The following is an 18,494-nucleotide window of genomic DNA, read 5'->3' as shown; positions in this document are numbered from 1 at the left end:
GAGGAACAAAAGATGAATGCAGGTATGATGAATATCGTTATGATCGTTGCGATGTTTGCGATTTTCTATTTCTTATTAATTCGCCCGCAACAAAAACGTCAAAAAGCAGTTGCTCAAATGCAAAGTGAGTTAGCAAAAGGTGATGCTATCGTAACAATCGGTGGTTTACACGGCACAATCGAATCAGTAGATGAGACAAAAATCGTTATTAAATCTGGTGGTTCACACTTAACTTTCGATCGCAATGCGATTCGTGAAGTTGTGAAAAACTAATGTGGAAGGCCCTGCATGAAATGTGCAGGGCCTTTTTTAGTTACTTTGCTTTGACATATTTACACCGAAAATACCACCGAGTGTACTCGCCCCCATTAATGCTAATTGATATAGTAATTGTGAGTTCGATAAGGTTTGAGAAAAGCCTAAATAGTTAACTAGAAAGACGAGTATAGTGAACGTGAGCCCTGTTGTGAAACCTACTAGCCAACCTTTTCCTTGAGCCTTTTTGCCGGCAGTAAATCCAGACATAAGCATAGATAAAAGAGCGAGTATAAAAATAGTAACGGTTAATGTCCCTTCATTTATATTCGTAAACTTTAATAAAAGAGCCATAATCATACTAGTAATAGATGCGAGAATTAGTAGTGTAACAATACCGAAGCCAATTGCAGTTGATAATTTTTTCGTTCCATCCATTTATGCATTCCCCCTTTTTAATACAAGCATATTTTCCTTTTGCTCAAGTTAGACTAGTTTCTTTTTTATAGGGGAGTCTATACGTAAAAAAGGAGATGTAGAAATGGAATGGATATCGGTAATTGGACGGACAATGCTTTTGTATATCATCATCTTAATTATTTTTCGTCTTATGGGTAAACGTGAGATAGGAGAGCTAAGTGTATTAGATTTAGTCGTATTTATTATGCTTGGAGAAATGGCTGTAGTAGCAATTGAAAATACCGATAAATCACTTTGGCATCAATTAGTTCCGATGACTTTTCTTATGTGCATACAAATCATTTTGTCAGTCATTTCATTAAAGTTTCAACGATTTCGGCATTTAATAGAAGGTGAACCAGCAATTATTATTAATGCGGGAAAGATTGATGAAAAAAAGATGAGAAACCAACGATATAATATTGATGATTTAATGATGCAATTAAGGGAACAAGGAGTTGGAGATATTCGGGATGTAGAATATGCTATTTTGGAACCGTCTGGGAAGTTATCTGTCTTTCAAAAACAAAAAAATAAACAAGATACATTGCAGTTTACGCTTCCTCTTATTATTGATGGAGAAATTCAATCTAGTCATTTACAAATGATTGAGCATACAGATGAATGGCTTATTGAGAAATTAAAAAACTTAGGTTATAACGATATAACACAAATTTTATACTGTAGTTTTCAAAATGGACAATTTTTTGTTGATGTAAAAGAAAATTAGAGACTTATCCTTTGGAAGAGTAAGAATGATTAGTATAACTAATAATCAGTGGAGATTACCCCACTGATTAAAGTTTCACCTTATTTCAAAAATGAAAGCTTACGAATGATAGGGAGACGACTTAACTCTTCTTTTCGAATGAGTTTGAAAGTGAAGAGAAGTACGATATAAACAATTGTTGTTAAAGTGATTTCCCATAATGTTTGTATGCCAAGGGAATGAGAGAAAATAATATATTTATGAAGATAAAAACCGAAGGCGCCTGCGATACCGATGGCAAGTCCGCCGAAAATATAGTCTTTTGCGTAAATGGTAAATGTAATCTTTTTTAAAACAGTAGCGTAGTGAAGAAATGTTACTGTTACAATATTTGCAGCAATAGCAAGTGCAACCCCCATCATTTGAAACTCTGGCCTTGATGCTAGTACAAAAATAACGATTAATTTCACGATGGCACCAATAAATGTATTCATCATTGCGGCTCTTGCTAAGTTTAAAGCTTGCAAAACAGAGGTAAGTGGACTTTGGAAATAATGAAATAAAAAGCAAGGCGCAAGAAGTTGAATGAATGCTGTTGCGCTGTCTGATCCATACATAAGAGTTAAAACAGGAGAAGCGAATACGTATAATATAACGACAGACCATCCGCCGGTAATTAATGAAATTCGAAGTGCTTGTTGTAAACGGTGCTCTACTAATTTATGTTGTCTTTTTGCCATTGCTTCACTAATAGAAGGAACGAGCGCTGTAGAGAGAGCGTATGTAATAAAGGCGGGTAGTGATAGGAGCGGGAATGCATAACCGTTTAATATACCGTATTGCTGGGTTGCAACAGAAGCAGCGACACCAGCGATTGCTAAGCTTTGCATAACGACAATAGGTTCAAAAAAATATGAAACGGAGCCGATTAAACGACTTCCTGTAGTTGGAAGGGCAATATCCATCAGAGAATAAAATGTCCCTTTGCTTTCCTTTACAGTAGTGAAAAATCCAGAGCGTATTGATAAATGTTTTTCTCGCTGAAATAACGTGAGTAAAAATAATAAGGATGCAACTTCACCGAGAACAGCTGATAACATAGCGCCGGCTGCAGCATATTCTATGCCGTAAGGTAAAAATAATTGAATGCATATAGCGATAATGGTAATGCGGACGACTTGTTCTAGAACTTGCGCATAAGCGCTAGGTTTCATGTTTTGTTTCCCTTGAAAGTAACCACGCAACACAGAAGAAACAGCAATAACAGGAACAACGGGCAAAATGGCCATTAATGGATAGTAGGTTCTTTCGTCGGTTAATAATGTTTTTGCTAAAATAGGTGTGAGGAACATAATTCCGATTGTTAAAATGATACTAATAACGGATGTAACAGCTAGTGATACGGTTAATATTTTTTTAACTCTTTGTTTATCGTTCACAGCTTCCGCTTCTGCTACAAATTTTGCGATTGCGACAGGAAGACCAATTTGTGTCAATGTAATTGCTAAAATGAATGTAGGAACGGCCATCATATAAAGACCAACGCCTTCTTCTCCTAAAATACGTGCCATTACTATGCGGTTGATAAAGCCGAGTATTTTTGTAATAAAGCCGGCTATCATTAAAATAAATGCGCCTTTTAAAAAGCTTTGTCTCGTCATGTTCTTCTCCTACCTTCTCAAAATCAATGGAATGATTTACAATAATTTATATGCACGTACGAGACAAGAATGACAAGCATTTAAGAGAGTGAAGTATGATAGTGCTCTTGAAAGTAGTTATTGCTGTCCATTAGAGCGGGATTAAAGCGACTTTTTCGTGCTGAAATAAGAAGGAGATGTTTATAGATGTTAGATAGAGAGGCTTTGGTAGAATCATACCGCGGACAGTTACAAGTCGTTTTAGAAAGTAAAGTAGAAGAGTTTCAAATGTTCGGTTACGACCGAGTGACAGATGATGACATTTGGAAGTTTCTTAAAGTGAAAAAGTGGAAGAAGATAGACAGCGATGTTAGATTGTATGAATTAGTTAATGACGTATTAACAGTAACAGCTAATGAATATATGACATATTTAACTGTTGAAGCTTACCAAGCGCCACTTTGGTCATTTGATGAGTACGAAAATAAATAACCGACTGCAATTGGTTTGTTCTTCCTTTTGCAGTATAATGATATGTATTGATAAAGAGGAAATAATTATGTCTAAGATTATATATAAAGGAGGTAGTGAAGAGGAAAATAAATGATGGAAGTGTAGGTAGTGTAAAAGCTTACCTATAGAGCTAGTGATGAACTAGCAAAAATTATAGAAAGGAAGTCTACTAACTAGGCGTATGCACACGTATAGCAGTGAATCGTAAGAGATTTATTGAAAGTGTTAGTAGCAGAAAGAGGGTACATATGGCAAAGCGTGGTACGAGAATTGCCGCCTTTTTCCTCATCGTCTTATTAATCGGTGGAGTAATTGGTGCGGCAGGAAAAGACATAGCAAAAGGAATTAGTCTAGGACTAGACCTTCGCGGTGGTTTTGAAATTCTGTATGAAGTAAAACCAGCCAAAAAAGGTGATAAAATCGATCGAGATGTACTTGTAAGTACAGTAGGTGCTCTTGAAAATCGTGTCAATGTTCTCGGTGTAAGTGAGCCGAACATTCAAATCGAAGGGCAAGATCGAATTCGTGTACAGCTTGCTGGTGTACAAGATCAGCAAAAAGCACGTGAAATGTTATCAACACAAGCGAAATTAACATTCCGTGATGTGGATGATAACCTTCTTATGGATGGAACGGATTTAAAAGGCGGCGGAGCGAAGCAAACATTTGATGAGCAAGGCCGTGCGAGCGTAGGTCTTACACTAAAAAGCGCTGAAAAATTCCGTGAAGTAACTGAAAAAATTTCTAAAATGCCACCACCAACGAATTTAATGGTAATTTGGCTTGACTTTGAAGAAGGAAAAGATTCGTATAAAGCAGAATCTGCAAAACCGAATCCGAAATTCTTATCAGCAGCAACAGTAAACCAAGTATTTAACCAAGCTGAAGTATCTATCGTAGGTGGAAACTTCACAGTTGAAAGTGCGAAACAACTTTCATCTTTATTAAATGCAGGTGCACTTCCTGTTGATTTAAAAGAAATGTATTCAACATCTGTTGGAGCGAAATTTGGTCAACAAGCGTTAGAGCAAACGATTTTCGCTAGTGCGATTGGTATCGCTCTTATTTTCTTATTTATGCTTGTATTCTACCGTTTACCAGGACTTGTAGCGGTTATTATGTTAGGGTTATACATTTTCGTTACATTACTTGTCTTTAACTGGATGCATGCAGTTCTTACGTTGCCAGGTATTGCAGCGTTAGTGCTCGGAGTAGGTATCGCAGTTGATGCAAATATTATTACGTACGAGAGACTGAAAGAAGAGCTGAAAATTGGTAAGTCAATGATGTCGGCATTCCGTGCTGGTAACCATCGTTCATTAGCAACAATTCTAGATGCAAACGTTACGACTCTTGCAGCAGCTGGTGTGTTATTCGTTTATGGTAATAGCTCTGTAAAAGGATTTGCAACAAGTTTAATCGTAAGTATTTTAGTTGGTTTTATTACGAACGTATTCGGTACTCGTTTCTTACTAGGTCTACTTGTAAAGAGCCGTTACTTTGATAAAAAACCAGGATATTTTGGTGTGAAACAAAAGGATATTATTCCATTAACAAAAGGTGTAGTACATCCGCCAACGAGATTTGATCGTATTAATTTCGTAAATATCGGTCATAAATTCCTTATTTTCTCGATTGTAGTTGTAATTGCAGGAGCAATTATCTTACCAATTTTCAAATTGAACCTTGGTATTGACTTTGCGAGTGGTACACGTATCGACTTGCAATCAAAACAAGCCGTTACTGTGTCTGATGTTCATAAAGATTTTAAAGAATTGAACATTGATGTGAAGGAAGAAAATATTGTACCGACTGGAGATGACAATAAAGGTTTCGCAGTTCGTACATTAGGTGTTTTATCAAAAGATGAAATTGCGAAAACAAAAACATTCTTCCACGATAAATATGGTACAGATCCAAACGTAAGTACAGTTTCACCGACAATCGGTAAAGAAATTGCACGAAATGCATTTATCGCAGTATTAATTGCTTCTGCGGTTATCATTTTATACGTAAGTATTCGTTTCCGCTTTACGTATGCGTTATCTGCAGTACTTGCATTATTACATGACGCATTCGTTATGATTGTTATGTTTAGTATTTTCCAACTAGAGGTAGACTTAACGTTTATTGCTGCAGTACTAACAATCATCGGTTATTCTATTAATGACTCGATTGTTACATTTGATAGAAACCGTGAATTATACAAACAGAAAAAACGAGTGCGCGATATAAAAGATCTAGAAGAAATCGTAAATGCAAGTATTCGCCAAACGCTTGGTCGCTCGATTAACACCGTATTAACAGTGTTATTCCCAGTAATTGCACTGCTTATCTTCGGTAGTGAGTCACTACGTAACTTCTCGTTTGCGTTACTTGTTGGATTAATTGTAGGTACGTACTCTTCTGTTTTCGTTGCCTCTCAAATTTGGTTAATGCTTGAAAACCGTCGTTTGAAAAAGGGAAAAAACAAGAAGAAGGTTGAGAAAGTAGAATCTGAACCGCAAGTATAGAAAAGATGATGCCTTATTATGAGGCATCTCTTTTTTCGTTTGTGGATACAATAAGATAGCAACTTTTTAACAGAAAGAAGATGGAAGAAAGTGGTGGTGCTATCGCTGTTTTTGTTAAAATAAAAAGATAGGTTAAGAAAAGAAGGGATTTTAATTATGGAAAAAGATGAACGTTTTAAACAGGCCGAGTTTGGTGCTATTGTCGGGATCGTTGGTAATATTATATTAGCGATTGTAAAGGCGGTAATTGGTTATATTGGGAACAGTAAAGCGCTATTAGCGGATGCCGTGCATTCTGCATCAGATGTAATAGGTTCGCTAGCTGTACTTTTTGGATTGCGAGCGGCAAAGCAGCCACCTGATGAGGATCATCCGTATGGTCATGGTAAAGCGGAATCGATTTCAGCGATTATTGTTGCGGTATTATTATTTATTGTGGGACTTGAAATCGCGATTTCGTCTATAAAAGCTTTTTCGCAAGAACTAGAACCGCCGAAAGGAATTACGATATTTGCTGTTGTTCTTTCAATCGTCGTGAAAGAAGGAATGTTTCAATATAAATTCCGATTAGGGAAAAGAGTAAACAGTGATGCAATTATTGCAAATGCATATGAGCACCGTTCGGATGTATTTTCTTCAATTGCAGCTTTAATCGGTATTTGTGCAGCTATAATAGGTGGTAAGCTTGGTATAGACTGGCTTGTATACGCTGATCCAATTGCGGGATTAGTTGTTTCACTTCTTGTTGTAAAAATGGCATGGAGCATTGGAGCGGAAGCAATTCATGCAACGCTTGACCATGTTCTTCATGAGGAGGATGTTATTCCGCTTAGAGAAGCAGTTCTTCAAGTAGATGGTGTGAAAAAAATTGGTTCTTTATATGCACGGGAGCATGGTCATTATGTTATTGTCGATATTAAAGTGTCCGTAGATCCATACATTACTGTAGAAGAAGGACACCGTATTGGAAAACATGTGAAAGAAATACTTATGAAACAAGATAATGTACAAAATGTATTCGTACATATAAATCCGTATTCTCCAAATTAAACATCATTAACATTTTAGTATATAGATATTGCATCGTAGTTTGCATTATATTGTCACCCCTTAATCTGTCTTGTATAATGAACAGGTTAAGGGGTGATTTCGTGTTACAACCGAAGACGCGTTGGAAAGAAAAAGAATATAATGACGAGCGAGTGAGTGAATTAGCAAGTAAATTACAGTTATCGCCACTTGTCGTTTCGTTATTCCTCGGTAGAGGACTCGATACAGAAGATAAGATTTTAGATTTTTTAAATACAGAAAATCAAGAATTTCATGATCCATTTTTATTAGAAGGAATGGATAGAACGGTAGAACGTGTAAATAAGGCGATTCAAAATGGAGAGCAAATATTAATATTTGGTGATTACGATGCGGACGGAGTAAGTAGTACGACAGTTTTATATCTTGCTCTTCAAGAATTAGGTGCAGAAGTAGAATTTTACATTCCAAATCGTTTTACAGAAGGGTATGGACCGAACGAAGAAGCATTTCGTTGGGCGCATAGCGCAGGGTTCTCGCTAATTATTACTGTCGATACTGGTATTGCAGCGGTACATGAAGCGAATGTAGCGAAAGAGCTTGGAATAGATCTAATTATTACAGATCACCATGAGCCACCGCCAGAATTGCCAGAAGCACTTGCGATTATACATCCGAAATTAGATGGCGGTGTATATCCGTTTCACTATTTAGCTGGTGTAGGTGTTGCGTTTAAAGTTGCGCATGCACTATTAGGCCGTGTACCAGAACATTTATTAGAGATCGCAGTAATTGGTACAGTAGCCGATTTAGTATCACTTCATGGTGAAAATAGGTTGCTAGTGAAACGCGGTTTAAAACATATGCGTATGACGAGAAATATTGGTTTGAAGGCATTGTTTAAAGTTGCTAACGTTTCGCAAAGTGAAATTACCGAAGAGAGTATTGGTTTCTCAATTGCACCTCGTATTAATGCGGTTGGGCGTTTAGAAGATGCTGCGCCGGCTGTACACCTTTTATTATCAGATGATCCAGAGGAAGCGAAAGAGCTAGCTGAAGAAATTGATGAGCTGAACAAACTGCGAAAAGATATTGTAAAGCAAATTACAGAAGAGGCTATCGCTGAAGTGGAAAATAACTTCCCACCAGAAGAAAATAAAGTATTAGTACTTGCGAAAGAAGGCTGGAACCCAGGGGTAATTGGAATTGTTGCTTCGAAATTAGTTGAACGTTTTTATCGTCCGACGATTGTATTAAGCATTGATCCTATAAAAGAAACAGCAAAAGGCTCAGCACGTAGTATTGCAGGATTTGATTTGTTTGCAAATTTATCAGATTGTAGAGAGTTATTACCACACTTCGGAGGGCATCCGATGGCAGCGGGAATGACGCTACATATGAATGATGTAGATGAATTACGTCGCCGCTTAAATGAACAAGCAGATGCGATTTTAACAGAAGAAGATTTTATTCCAATTACAGCAGTTGATGTTTTTTGTAAAGTAGAGGATGTAACGCTAGCGGCAATTGAAGATATGCAAAAACTAGCCCCGTTTGGTGTTGGAAATCCGAAACCACGTATTGCAGTAAAAGATGCAGAGTTAGAAAGCATTCGCGCAATCGGATCAGATGGCTCTCATTTAAAAATGGCTCTTCGTGATGGACAAGCAACACTGGATACAATTGGATTTGGCTTTGGTGCATATGCGAAAGAAATCTCTCCAGTTGCAAAAGTATCTGTAATAGGAGAAGCGTCTATTAATGAATGGAATAACTTTAAGAAGCCACAACTAATGGTACAAGATATTGCTGTAGAGGCGTGGCAATTATTTGATTGGCGTAGTATGCGTAATGCAGAAGCAAATTTAGCAGAACTTCCGAAAGAAAAAATAACAATGGTGTATTTTTCTGAAGAGGTATTGAATAAATTTTCTTTAGAGAGCTATAAAGAAAAGCTCATGCATGCTTCAGAAGTAACGCATTTAGATGATCAATATATCGTGTTACTTGATTTACCAAAAGGAACAGATGAATTACGTGAGCTATTTAAGGTAGGATTCCCAGCGCGAATTTATACGCTATTTTATCAAGAGAATAACCACTTATTTAGTACAGTTCCGACGAGAGAACACTTTAAATGGTACTATTCTTTCTTAAGCCAAAAAACACCATTTTCTTTAAGACAATATGGAGAACAACTATGTCGTCATAAAGGTTGGTCAAAAGATACAGTAAATTTCATGACACAGGTGTTTTTTGAGTTAGAATTTGTTACAATAAAAGATGGCGTCATTTTTATGGCAGACAAAAAACAAAAGCGTGATTTAATTGAATCGAACACATATCGTGAGAAAATGAACCACTTACAATTAGAAAAAGAATTGGTTTATAGCACATATCAGCAACTATATACATGGTTTGAAACGATTCGTAATCATAAAGAAGTAGAACAGTTAGGGTAAAGGATTTGTATTTACAAACCTTTTAGATCTGAGGAGGATTCAGAAATATGGATTTCAAGCAACATATCGCAATTGTACCGGATTATCCGAAAGAAGGTATTGTGTTTAAAGACATTACACCTTTAATGAATGACGGTAAAGCATACAAAGCAGCAACAGACGCAATCGTTGAGTACGCAAAAGAAAGAGATATCGATGTTGTAGTAGGACCAGAAGCTCGTGGTTTCATTATCGGTTGCCCAGTTTCTTATGCGTTAGAAGTAGGATTTGCGCCAGTTCGTAAATTAGGAAAATTACCACGTGAAGTAATTACAGTTGACTACGGTAAAGAATATGGTAAAGATGTTTTAACAATCCATAAAGATGCAATTAAGCCAGGTCAACGCGTATTAATTACAGATGATCTATTAGCTACAGGTGGAACAATCGAAGCGACAATTAAGTTAGTTGAAGAGCTAGGCGGAGTTGTAGCAGGAATTGCATTCTTAGTAGAACTTACTTACTTAGATGGTCGTAAAATGTTAGATGGTTACGATGTATTAGTATTAGAAAAATACTAATCACTATATAGGTAAAACTACGGTGATAAAAAGTACCCGTGAATCTCTTGGAGAGGAGCGGGTACTTTTGTATAATTGAACAAAAAATTATGGTGAAATGTCAGTAAAATCTTTTCCTTTTCACAATTCACAATCATTGGGTTATAATGATAGAATATAATTTATTCTATTAAATAAAGATAAAGTCAATTTTCAATAAAAGGTGATTCGATGGCAAATGAGCAGGTACTAACAGCTGAACAGGTACTCGAGAAAGCAAGTCAATATTTAGCGGATGAAGATATTGAGCTAGTGGCACGTGCCTATGAATATGCACGTGATGCGCATAGCGAACAATATAGAAAATCGGGTGAACCGTATATTATTCATCCGATTCAAGTTGCAGGTATTTTAGTTGATTTACACATGGATCCAGCTACGGTATCAGCAGGTTTCTTACATGATGTAGTGGAAGATACAGAGATTACGTTAGAAGATATTGAACGGGAATTTAACAAAGAAATTGCTATGCTTGTTGATGGCGTTACAAAGCTTGGGAAGATCAAATATAAATCTCACGAACAACAACAAGCAGAAAACCATCGCAAAATGTTTATTGCAATGGCTCAAGATATTCGAGTTATTTTAATTAAACTAGCTGATCGTCTTCATAACATGCGTACATTGAAACATTTGCCTCAAGAGAAGCAGCGTCGCATAGCGAATGAAACGTTAGAAATCTTTGCACCTTTAGCACATAGACTCGGAATTAGTACTATTAAATGGGAGCTAGAGGATACGTCACTTCGCTATTTAAATCCACAACAATATTATCGTATTGTAAATTTAATGAAGCGTAAACGTGCAGAACGTGAAGAATATTTAGACGAAGTAATGACTGGTATTCGTGAGAAATTAAAAGAAGTTGCAATTCAACCTGAGATTTCTGGAAGACCGAAACATATTTACAGTATTTATCGTAAAATGGCACTGCAAAATAAGCAGTTCAATGAAATTTACGATTTATTAGCTGTACGTGTCGTTGTAAATAGTATTAAAGATTGTTATGCTGTGCTTGGAATTATTCATACGTGCTGGAAGCCGATGCCAGGTCGTTTTAAAGATTATATTGCAATGCCAAAAGCAAATCTATATCAATCTCTTCATACGACTGTAATTGGACCGAAAGGTGATCCACTTGAAGTGCAAATTCGTACGAAAGAAATGCACGAAATTGCAGAATTCGGGATCGCGGCACACTGGGCATACAAAGAAGGAAAAACAGCAGAAACAACAGGTACATTAGAGAAGAAACTCACATGGTTCCGTCAAATATTAGAATGGCAAAATGAAGCTTCTAATGCAGAAGAATTTATGGAGTCATTAAAAATTGATTTATTCTCTGACATGGTATTCGTCTTTACACCGAAAGGCGATGTAATGGAATTACCACTTGGATCTGTTCCGATTGATTTCGCGTATCGTGTCCATTCGGAAATTGGGAATAAAACAATTGGTGCAAAAGTAAACGGGAAAATGGTGACGCTGGATTATAAATTAAAAACAGGCGACATCATTGAAATTTTAACGTCGAAACATTCATATGGCCCAAGCCAGGATTGGGTAAAACTTGCTCAAACATCTCATGCGAAAAATAAAATTCGTCAATTCTTTAAGAAACAACGTAGAGATGAAAATATTGAAAAAGGCCGTGAACTTGTTGAAAAGGAAGTACGTGGTCTAGAGTATGAGATGAAAGAAGTATTGGCGCCGGATAACTTAAAACGCGTCGCTGAGAAATTTAACTTTGCAAATGAAGAAGATATGTTTGCAGCAGTTGGATATAGCGGAATTACAGCTTCGCAAATTGTTACGCGACTAACGGACAAGTTCCGCAAACAACGCGAAGAAGAAATTGTTGAAGTTAAAGAAGTCCGTAAACCGATGAAAATTCGAAAATGGGATTCTGGTGTAAAGGTAAGCGGTGCTGATAATTTATTAATCCGTTTATCGAAATGCTGTAACCCAGTTCCGGGCGATGATATCGTTGGGTATATTACGAAAGGCCGAGGTGTATCAATTCACCGCCGTGATTGTGTAAATGTTCATACAGAAGAAGCTGTAGAACGATTATTAGAGGTAGAGTGGGAAGGTAGCCCTGAAAAAGAAATTGAGTATAACGTTGATATTGAAATTTCAGGTTACGATCGCCGCGGTTTATTAAATGAAGTACTGCAAGCTGTTACAGAGACGAAAACATACATTTCAGCTGTTTCTGGTAGAAGTGACCGTAATAAGATGGCAACAATTAATATGTCAATCTCGATTCGTAACTTACAACACTTGAAAAAAGTAGTAGAACGCATTAAACGCGTTCCAGAAATTTATGCAGTACGACGCATGATGCATTAATAGGGAGTGTAGAAAGATGAGAGTTGTTTTACAACGATCAAAGAAAGCGTCTGTCACAGTAGACGGTGAGATCGTAGGACAAATTCCGTTCGGTTTAACATTACTAGTTGGCATTACGCACGAAGATACAGAAAAAGATGCAACTTACATTGCGGAAAAAATTGCAAACTTACGTATTTTTGAAGATGAGAGCGGAAAGATGAATCATTCTGTACTTGATGTAGAAGGACAAGTTCTATCTATTTCGCAATTCACATTATACGGAGATTGCCGCAAGGGCAGACGTCCAAACTTTATGGATGCTGCGAAACCTGATTATGCAGAGCGTTTATACGATTTCTTTAATGAAGAAGTTCGTAAACAAGGATTACATGTGGAAACAGGGAAGTTTGGAGCAATGATGGACGTTTCTTTAATCAATGATGGTCCGGTGACCTTAATTGTAGAAAGTAAATAGTGTTCATAAAAAAGAGAGGGTTATATAATCCTCTCTTTTTTATACATTGTTGTATGTTTTGTTCATTTATTTGGAATCAATAGCAGTTTCGGTTATGTATAACTCTCTCATCAATATGGAACAATAAAAAGTAAAACATCCATATTGAATGTGAGGGATATACGTATGCGTATGAATGAAAAAGGGCATTCTGTTACAAATGGTGCAAATCAACTGTTTAACGTGAATTTTCATGATTTTATTTCAAAAGAGCAAAACAATACTTCAATGGAGCTTGCTTCGGAGTTTGGGATTTCTCTTCAAGATGTAAAGCGTTTAAAGAAGCAGATTGAACGTTCTTAGAGCACTTGACAATCCTACTTAACAAACGTATAGTAATTTTATATTTACATATGAATATAACCGTTGATAGAGAAGAGTAAATGAGACACACATGGAAAGAGAAGGAATGTCTTAGGCTGAAAACATTTCTGCATGATGACTGATTGAATGACACTCTAGAGGTTTCAACTTGAACGGCATATATGCTTAGTAGGGATGAACGCATATTTAAGCGTTATTAAAAAAGTGGAAGCATACGTGCTTCAATTAGGGTGGCACCACGGGTATAATACTCTCGTCCCTACTGTTTAAACAGTAGAGGCGGGAGTTTTTTTATTTTTATTAAGATTAAAACAATTTGAGGAGGAACTGAATATGTCTATTCAAATCCCACGCGGAACGCAAGATATTCTTCCAGGCACTGTTGAGTTATGGCAGTATATCGAAGGGCAAGCACGCGAAATTTGCCGTCGTTACAATTATAAAGAAATTCGTACACCAATTTTTGAACACACTGAGCTATTTTTACGCGGTGTTGGTGATACGACAGATATCGTACAAAAAGAAATGTACTCATTCCAAGATCGTGGAGAGCGTAGCTTAACATTACGTCCAGAAGGTACTGCACCTGTTGTACGTTCTTACGTTGAAAATAAAATGTTTGGTGATGCGACACAACCAACGAAATTATACTATATCGGTCAAATGTTCCGTTATGAAAGACCACAAGCAGGTCGCTATCGTCAATTCGTACAATTCGGTATCGAAGCAATCGGCAGTAATGACCCTGCAATTGATGCAGAAGTAATTGCACTTGCTGTTGAATTTTACCGCGGCATGGGCTTAAAAAATATTAAAGTTGTATTAAACAGTTTAGGTGACGCAGCGAGCCGTCAAGCACACCGTGATGCATTAATCGCACACTTTGAGCCACGTATCGGCGAATTCTGTTCTGACTGTCAATCTCGCTTAGAAAAGAACCCACTTCGAATTTTAGACTGTAAGAAAGACCGTAACCATGAATTAATGGGAACAGCACCATCTATTACAGAATACTTAAACGAAGATTCAGCAGTATACTATGACAAAGTTCAAGAACTATTAACGATGATGGATGTTCCATTTGAAAAAGATCCGAACTTAGTGCGTGGTTTAGACTACTATCAACACACTGTTTTTGAAATTATGAGTGAGGCAGAAGGTTTCGGTGCGATCACTACATTAAGCGGTGGTGGCCGTTATAACGGACTTGTACAAGAAATCGGTGGACCAGAAATGCCAGGTATCGGTTTTGCAATGAGTATTGAACGTTTAATTATGGCGCTAAAAGCTGAAAACATTGAATTACCACTTGAACATAGCATTGATTGTTACGTTGTAGCGCTTGGCGAAAAAGCGAAAGACCATGCTGCAAAAGTTGCGTTCGATCTTCGTAAAGCTGGATTGTCAGTTGAAAAAGATTATTTAGATCGCAAAATGAAAGCACAATTTAAATCAGCAGATCGTCTAAAGGCGAAATTTGTAGCTGTATTAGGAGAAGATGAGCTAGATAAAGGCATCATTAACTTAAAAGATATGGCAACAGGTGAACAAGAAGAAGTAGCGTTAGATGTATTTGCTTCATACGTAGCAGAGAAATTAATATAGGGGGAACTTACAGTGGCTGAAAGAACACATGCATGTGGAAAAGTAACAGTAGAAGCTGTTGGACAAACAGTTCAATTAAAAGGTTGGGTACAAAAACGCCGTGACTTAGGTGGATTAATCTTTATCGATTTACGTGACCGTACAGGTATCGTACAAGTTGTATTTAACCCAGAAACATCAAAAGAAGCGTTAGAAGTAGCAGAAACAATTCGTAGCGAATACGTATTACACGTAGAAGGTACAGTTGTTGAACGTGGTGAAGGCGCAATTAATGACAATATGGCAACTGGTCGTATTGAAGTACAAGCAACAAAAGTAAATGTACTAAATGCAGCGAAAACAACGCCAATTATCATTGCTGATGATACAGATGCATCAGAAGATGTGCGTTTAAAATATCGTTATTTAGACTTACGTCGTCCTGTAATGTTCAACACATTCAAAATGCGTCACGATGTAACAAAAACAATTCGTAACTTCTTAGATACAGAAGAGTTCTTAGAAGTAGAAACACCAATTTTAACGAAAAGCACGCCAGAAGGAGCTCGTGACTATTTAGTGCCAAGTCGTGTACATGATGGTGAATTCTATGCATTACCACAGTCACCACAGTTATTTAAACAGCTTCTTATGGTCGGCGGATTTGAGCGTTACTATCAAGTAGCACGTTGTTTCCGTGATGAAGATTTACGTGCGGATCGTCAACCAGAATTCACGCAAATCGATATCGAAGCTTCATTCTTAACACAAGATGAAATTTTAGATATGATGGAGCGTATGATGACGAAAGTTATGAAGGATGCAAAAGGTGTAGAAGTGAGTGCACCATTCCCTCGTATGAAATATGCTGATGCAATGGCTCGCTACGGTTCTGATAAGCCAGATACACGCTTTGAAATGGAACTAACAGACTTATCTGAGTTTGCAGCAGGTTGTGGCTTTAAAGTGTTTACAAGTGCTGTAGAAAGCGGCGGACAAGTAAAAGCAATTAATGCAAAAGGTGCTGCAAGTAAATATTCTCGTAAAGACATCGATGCATTAACTGAATTCGTGAAAGTATACGGTGCAAAAGGTCTAGCTTGGCTTAAAGTTGAAGAAGACGGCCTAAAAGGACCGATTGCGAAATTCTTCGGTGAAGAAGATGCAAATGTGTTAATGAGCACATTAGAAGCTACTGCTGGCGACTTATTACTATTCGTAGCAGATAAGAAGAGTGTTGTTGCAGATAGCTTAGGCGCACTTCGTTTACGTCTAGGTAAAGAGCTTGAGTTAATTGATGAAAGTAAATTTAACTTCCTATGGGTAACTGATTGGCCACTACTTGAGTACGATGAAGATGCAGATCGTTACTTCGCAGCTCACCACCCATTCACAATGCCATTCCGTGAAGACGTTGAGTTACTAGAAACAGCACCAGAAAAAGCACGTGCACAAGCATATGACCTTGTATTAAACGGTTATGAGCTTGGTGGTGGATCACTTCGTATTTACGAGCGTGACGTACAAGAAAAAATGTTCAAAGCACTTGGATTCTCACAAGAAGAAGCGCAAGAGCAATTCGGATTCTTATTAGAAGCATTCGAATACGGTACACCACCACACGGCGGAATCGCATTAGGTTTAGATCGTCTTGTTATGTTACTTGCAGGCCGTACGAACCTTCGTGATACAATTGCATTCCCGAAAACAGCAAGCGCAAGCTGCTTATTAACAGAAGCTCCAAGCCCAGTTGCAGAAGCGCAGCTTGAAGAACTGAACTTAAAATTAAGCTTGAAAGAAGAGAAGTAAGAATAGGGTCTAGATGGTTATACTATAACCGTCTAGACTTTTTTTGAGAGGTTGTTTAAAAAGTCCGGTTTAGATAACTGTCGCATCTCATCGTTGCTTCGCCAGTCCGGTGCTCGAGTAGTGTTTCTACACTGCGCTCCTCCTGGCTTCAGCGCCTCGATCTGCTCGGTTCTCTAAATCCTCCTTTTTAAACGTGTATTGAAAGGAAGTTTAAAAAGTCTGGTTCAGATAACTGTCGCATCCCATCGTTGCTTCGCCAGTCCGGTGCTCGAGTAGTGTTTCTACACTGCGCTCCTCCTGGCTTCAGCGCCTCGATCTGCTCGGTTCTCTAAATCCTCTTTTTTAAACGTGTATTTAGGAAGAAATAAAATTCTGGTCTATGTTTTCATTCTCGAAATATGTATTTTTAGGAATTCTATAACTTTTTCTATACAAATAGTCGGAAAAACGCTAGAATACATGGTAGACCATTTTTGTAATAGGAGTGTAGAGCTGAATGTTACATCAATTTTCACGTAATGAATTAGCCTTCGGTAAAGAAGGACTTGAAATATTAAAAAATAGTACAGTCGGTATTTTAGGAATTGGCGGCGTAGGTTCTTTTGCAGCTGAAGCGTTAGCACGTTCTGGCGTAGGACGTCTCGTATTAGTTGATAAAGACGTTGTAGATATTACAAACGTAAACCGTCAAATTCACGCTTTAGTATCTACTGTAGGACGTTCAAAAGTAGAATTAATGAAAGAGCGTATTGCAGACATTAATCCGGAATGTGAAGTAATTGGATTAGAAATGTTTTATACAGATGAAACATATGAAGAGTTCTTTAAACACGGTTTAGATTTCGTAGTGGATGCATCTGATACGATTACGTTCAAAATCCATTTAATTAAACAATGTTTACGTCGTAAAATTAAAATTATCTCAAGTATGGGTGCAGCAAATAAAATGGACCCAACTCGTTTCCGTATTGTGGACATTTCTAAAACACATACAGATCCAATTGCGAAAGTAATTCGTACGAAGCTTCGTAAAGAGGGTATTAAAAAAGGTGTAAAAGTTGTCTTCTCTGACGAAAACCCAATCGTAATTCGTGAAGAAGTACGTAAAGAAATCGTACCAGACGAGAATGCAAAAATTCGTAAAGCGAAATTACCGCCTTCATCAAATGCATTCGTACCATCTGTGGCAGGCTTAATTATGGCAAGTCACGTTGTACGTGAACGTATTAAAGATGTAGAAGTGAAACGTGTAGGGCAAGAATAAAAGAAAAGCATATATCCATTTTGGATATATGCTTTTTTTATATGTATTAAAGAAATATGGATATTTGCATCACTACTAGTTCAAATGTAAGTAAGGTTAGTAAGTAATAATCATATTTATCTGATTTATAGGCGGATGTCTTTTTTAGACTGTTAATGGTGAAAAGGGCTAAAGTCAGGACGAGAAGGCCAAGAGTTATTTTGAAGATTATTAATGAAATAGCAACCATCTCCCTTTAAAGGTATATGGTTATAATAACATTTTAGTAAAAAATATCCAATCCGTTTTAGGAGTTTCCTTGTATGACAAGGAGGAATGTTATTGTCAATCTTTGTCGTTAAATCGATATCCTTTATTGAATCGTTGATATATTGTAAGTTGTGATAGATAAATTTGAAAAATCGTTGATATATTGCAAGTTGTGATAGATAAATTTGAAAAATCGTTGATATATTGCAAGTTGTGATAGATAAATTTGAAAAATCG

At 37.1% G+C, this 18,494-nt stretch carries 15 protein-coding genes and 1 other annotated feature; of the genes, 13 read left to right on the top strand and 2 right to left on the bottom strand.

From position 1 onward, the window contains the following. Window positions 1-12: 12 nt before the first annotated feature. Complete coding sequence (gene yajC / locus ACTFSL_RS19985; RefSeq protein ID WP_000991115.1) at window positions 13-273, top strand: preprotein translocase subunit YajC; 261 nt, start codon at window positions 13-15, stop codon at window positions 271-273. A 36-nt stretch (window positions 274-309) separates the two neighbouring features. Here the strand turns inward: yajC and ACTFSL_RS19980 are convergent, their stop codons facing one another. Continuing rightward, window positions 310-693 carry a TIGR04086 family membrane protein gene (locus tag ACTFSL_RS19980; RefSeq protein ID WP_000349148.1) on the bottom strand — a complete coding sequence of 128 codons (384 nt, stop codon included), beginning with the start codon at window positions 691-693 and terminating at the stop codon, window positions 310-312. Between the two features lie 103 nt (window positions 694-796). Between ACTFSL_RS19980 and ACTFSL_RS19975 the strand changes: the two genes are divergently transcribed. After that, a complete protein-coding gene (locus ACTFSL_RS19975) occupies window positions 797-1,444 on the top strand; it encodes a DUF421 domain-containing protein (protein ID WP_000454838.1) in 648 nt (215 codons plus the stop codon). Window positions 1,445-1,524: 80 nt separating this feature from the next. On the opposite strand, the gene spoVB is transcribed toward ACTFSL_RS19975, so the two are convergent. Then, window positions 1,525-3,084, bottom strand: coding sequence for a stage V sporulation protein B (gene spoVB, locus ACTFSL_RS19970; protein ID WP_000198301.1), 1,560 nt, complete (start codon window positions 3,082-3,084; stop codon window positions 1,525-1,527). A gap of 186 nt (window positions 3,085-3,270) precedes the next feature. Here spoVB and ACTFSL_RS19965 point away from each other — a divergent pair, with 186 nt between their 5' ends. The 11 genes from ACTFSL_RS19965 (at window position 3,271) to ACTFSL_RS19915 (ending at window position 18,008) form a co-directional block, all read left to right on the top strand. Continuing rightward, window positions 3,271-3,555 carry a post-transcriptional regulator gene (locus tag ACTFSL_RS19965; RefSeq protein ID WP_000886980.1) on the top strand — a complete coding sequence of 95 codons (285 nt, stop codon included), beginning with the start codon at window positions 3,271-3,273 and terminating at the stop codon, window positions 3,553-3,555. Window positions 3,556-3,824: 269 nt separating this feature from the next. Then, window positions 3,825-6,089 (top strand): protein translocase subunit SecDF, encoded by a 2,265-nt coding sequence (secDF, locus tag ACTFSL_RS19960; protein WP_001119066.1) that lies wholly within the window; start codon window positions 3,825-3,827, stop codon window positions 6,087-6,089. Between the two features lie 156 nt (window positions 6,090-6,245). Continuing rightward, complete coding sequence (locus tag ACTFSL_RS19955) at window positions 6,246-7,139, top strand: cation diffusion facilitator family transporter (protein WP_000409743.1); 894 nt, start codon at window positions 6,246-6,248, stop codon at window positions 7,137-7,139. 101 nt (window positions 7,140-7,240) lie between these two features. After that, entirely contained in the window at window positions 7,241-9,580 is a 2,340-nt protein-coding gene (gene recJ / locus ACTFSL_RS19950; protein ID WP_000941229.1) for a single-stranded-DNA-specific exonuclease RecJ, read from the top strand. A gap of 47 nt (window positions 9,581-9,627) precedes the next feature. Beyond that, window positions 9,628-10,140 carry an adenine phosphoribosyltransferase gene (locus tag ACTFSL_RS19945; protein WP_000346215.1) on the top strand — a complete coding sequence of 171 codons (513 nt, stop codon included), beginning with the start codon at window positions 9,628-9,630 and terminating at the stop codon, window positions 10,138-10,140. Between the two features lie 210 nt (window positions 10,141-10,350). Then, complete coding sequence (gene relA / locus ACTFSL_RS19940; RefSeq protein ID WP_033695602.1) at window positions 10,351-12,531, top strand: GTP diphosphokinase; 2,181 nt, start codon at window positions 10,351-10,353, stop codon at window positions 12,529-12,531. A 16-nt stretch (window positions 12,532-12,547) separates the two neighbouring features. Beyond that, entirely contained in the window at window positions 12,548-12,988 is a 441-nt protein-coding gene (locus ACTFSL_RS19935; RefSeq protein ID WP_001266965.1) for a D-tyrosyl-tRNA(Tyr) deacylase, read from the top strand. Between the two features lie 165 nt (window positions 12,989-13,153). Beyond that, on the top strand, window positions 13,154-13,330 hold the full coding sequence (locus tag ACTFSL_RS19930; RefSeq protein WP_001242605.1) for a hypothetical protein: 177 nt from the start codon (window positions 13,154-13,156) through the stop codon (window positions 13,328-13,330). Between the two features lie 54 nt (window positions 13,331-13,384). Then, window positions 13,385-13,615, top strand: a binding site (T-box leader). A 69-nt stretch (window positions 13,616-13,684) separates the two neighbouring features. Further along, on the top strand, window positions 13,685-14,956 hold the full coding sequence (hisS, locus tag ACTFSL_RS19925; protein WP_000027084.1) for a histidine--tRNA ligase: 1,272 nt from the start codon (window positions 13,685-13,687) through the stop codon (window positions 14,954-14,956). 12 nt (window positions 14,957-14,968) lie between these two features. Further along, the gene (gene aspS, locus ACTFSL_RS19920; RefSeq protein ID WP_000840898.1) at window positions 14,969-16,744 is read left to right on the top strand and encodes an aspartate--tRNA ligase; all 1,776 of its coding nucleotides are present in this window, start codon (window positions 14,969-14,971) and stop codon (window positions 16,742-16,744) included. Between the two features lie 496 nt (window positions 16,745-17,240). Next, complete coding sequence (locus ACTFSL_RS19915) at window positions 17,241-18,008, top strand: tRNA threonylcarbamoyladenosine dehydratase (protein ID WP_440042262.1); 768 nt, start codon at window positions 17,241-17,243, stop codon at window positions 18,006-18,008. Window positions 18,009-18,494: the final 486 nt, after the last annotated feature.

Origin of the sequence: Bacillus cereus group sp. MYBK108-1, from assembly GCF_051917185.1 — a bacterium.
Lineage (GTDB): Bacteria > Bacillota > Bacilli > Bacillales > Bacillaceae_G > Bacillus_A > Bacillus_A cereus.
This window is presented reverse-complemented; position numbering and strand designations above follow the sequence as displayed.